This is a genomic window from Corynebacterium antarcticum (assembly GCF_016595285.2).
GTDB lineage: Bacteria > Actinomycetota > Actinomycetes > Mycobacteriales > Mycobacteriaceae > Corynebacterium > Corynebacterium antarcticum.
The window spans coordinates 1-2,665 of record NZ_JAENIP020000007.1; the positions used below are offsets into that span (position 1 = coordinate 1).

Annotated in this window: 2 protein-coding genes; one reads left to right on the top strand and one right to left on the bottom strand. The window is 67.8% G+C overall.

What is annotated here, in order from left to right; genetic code table 11:
• Nucleotides 1–79: 79 nt before the first annotated feature.
• Nucleotides 80–826 carry an LPXTG cell wall anchor domain-containing protein gene (locus tag JIM95_RS11280; protein ID WP_200256146.1) on the bottom strand — a complete coding sequence of 249 codons (747 nt, stop codon included), beginning with the start codon at nt 824–826 and terminating at the stop codon, nt 80–82.
• Nucleotides 827–1,073: 247 nt separating this feature from the next.
• On the opposite strand from JIM95_RS11280, the gene JIM95_RS11285 reads away from it, so the two are divergent.
• Nucleotides 1,074–2,665: hypothetical protein (locus tag JIM95_RS11285; protein WP_248702968.1), on the top strand; the 1,592-nt coding region annotated here is incomplete at its 3' end.

Here is a 2,665-nt window from a genome sequence, read left to right on the forward strand (position 1 = left end):
CCGGACATGCCGAAGCCCCGGGCACTCCGTTGGATCGTGGAGTACCCGGGGCTTCGGTTCGCGCTACAGCGTACTGAGTTTAGCTCTCACGTCGGCGGACAGCGATGAACACCGCGCCGAGAACCATCAGCAGCAGACCACCGAGCAGAACGTACATGACGTTCGCACCCGTGGTAGCCAGGAGACCCTGCTTGGCCTCATCCGGCTTCTCTGCGTCAGCTCCGCCAACACCGGCCGGCGCTGACGTGTCACCGGCATTGTCGCCGTCGGTGACATTGGAGCCGTTGGAGCCGGAGCCGTCTGCGGGGGGCTCCGCGTCGGACCCGGCAGCTGAAGAGCCACCAGCCAGAGCCGCCGAACCCAGCGCACTCGAACCCAGCGCAGCCGAGCCCAGTGCAGCCGAACCCGCAGCACCAGCGTCAACCGAGGAACCGTCGCCACCATCAGAATCGGTGACGGTAGTGGAACCGACCGTCGCGCAATCGGCGGCACTGCTGCCGAGCAGTGCGCTCAGACCGAGGGTGCTGAGGACGCTCGACGAACCGTAGACACACTTGTCGGCGCTACCGGCGGCGGAACCGAAAGCTCCCGCGATACCGGTGGACCCGAGGGCAGCCGAACCCAGAGCACTCGAACCCAGCGCAGCCGAGCCCAGTGCAGCCGAACCCGCAGCACCAGCGTCAACCGAGGAACCGTCGCCACCATCGGGGCCGGGGCCCGTACCGGTAGAACCGGTCTCAGAACCAGCCTGTCCCGAAGAACCGACCGGCAGGCAATCAGCCGCACTACCGGAACCGGTGGTCCCGTTGCCGGTGGACCCGGTCACACCGGACTGAGCCGATGAACCAAGTACACCCGTCGAACCCGGGATGCAGTTAACCGTGGTGTCGGTGCTGGTGCCGGTCGAGCCGGTCTGGCCCGAAGATCCACCCGCCAGGCAGTCAACGGAACCGCTGCCGAACAGGCCACTCAAGCCGAGCGAGCTGAGGATGCTCGACGAACCGTAGACACACTTGTCGGCACTACCGGAAGAGGAGCCGAAGACTCCCGCAAGACCGGAGGAACCGAGAACCGTGGATCCCAGTGCAGCCGAGCCCAGAGCAGCTGAGCCGAGGCCAGCCGATGAACCCGAGGTGCCTGAGGAACCGATTCCACCTGAAGATCCGGTGGATCCGACGACCTCAGTCGTAGTCGCAACCGTGCTGGTTCCACTCGTGATGGTCACCGTGGTGCCGGGCGCCGTCGTGGTCGCCGTGGTGGCGGGAACCGTCACGGTCGTACCCGAAGTGGCGGGAACCGTCACCGTTGTCGCAGTGGTCACGGGAACCGTCACGGTCGTACCCGAAGTGGCGGGAACCGTCACAGTGGTACCCGGAGCCGTCTCCGTCACGGTCGTGGCCGTGGTGGCGGGAACCGTCACCGTCGTACCGGACTCCGTCACGGTCGTGGCGGGAATCGTCACGGTAGTACCTGATGCGGTCGTCGTCGCCGTTCCAGGCGCCGTCACCGTCGTACCAGCTGCGGTCACCGTGGTACCCGGTGCCGTTTCCGTCACGGTCGTGGCCGTGGTGGCGGGAACCGTCACCGTCGTACCGGACTCCGTCACGGTCGTGGCGGGAATCGTCACGGTCGTACCCGGCGTCGTTTCCGTCACGGTCGTACCCGGTGCCGTTTCCGTCACGGTCGTCGCCGTGGTGGCGGGAACCGTCACCGTCGTACCGGACTCCGTCACGGTCGTGGCGGGAATCGTCACGGTCGTACCCGGCGTGGACTCCGTCACGGTCGTACCCGGTGCCGTCTCCGTCACCGTCGTACCCGGCGCAGTCACCGTCGTACCGGATGCCGTGGTCGTCACAGTTGCCGTGGTGGCCTCGGTCGCCGTGGTGGACGCAGTTGCCGTCGTCGTCACAGTTGCCGTCGTCGACGGAGTCTCCGTGAGCGTCGTCGTCACAACCACAGTCTGCGTACCCGTGGTCGGGGTAACAGTTGTCGTCTCCGTGACAGTCTCGGTCGTCGGGGCCGGCGGCGTCGTCGTGACCGTCGTCGTTGCCGGCGGAGCCGTCGTCGTCTCGGTCACAGTGGTACCGGGCGCCGTCGTGATCGCCGTCGTCGTTTCCGTCGCGGTCGCAGTCGTCGTCGCGGTGGCCGTGGTGGTCTCCGTGGCGGTGTCCGTCGTCGTCGCGGTGGTACCCGGAGCAGTAGTCGTCTCCGTCGTACCGGGCGCCGTCGTCGTCTCCGTCGCGGTGGCCGTGGTGGTCTCCGTGGCGGTGTCCGTCGTCGTCGCGGTGGTACCCGGAGCAGTAGTCGTCTCCGTCGTACCGGGCGCCGTCGTCGTCTCCGTCGCGGTGGCCGTCGTCGTCGCGGTGGCCGTGGTGGTCTCCGTCTCGGTGGCAGTCGTGGCCGGTGCGGTTGTCGTCTCGGTGGTACCCGGCAGGGTCACCGTAGTACCCGGAACGGTCGTCGTCTCCGTGGTAGCCGGAGCCGTCGTGGTCACCGTCGTGGCCGGAGCCGTCGTCGTCTCCGTGGTAGCCGGAGCCGTCGTGGTCACCGTCGTGGCCGGAGCCGTCGTCGTCTCGGTTGTGGCCGGAAGCGTCGTGGTCACGGTCGTACCCGGTGCAGTCGTGGCCGGTGCGGTGGTGGTCACCGTCGTGCCGGGCGCGGTCAC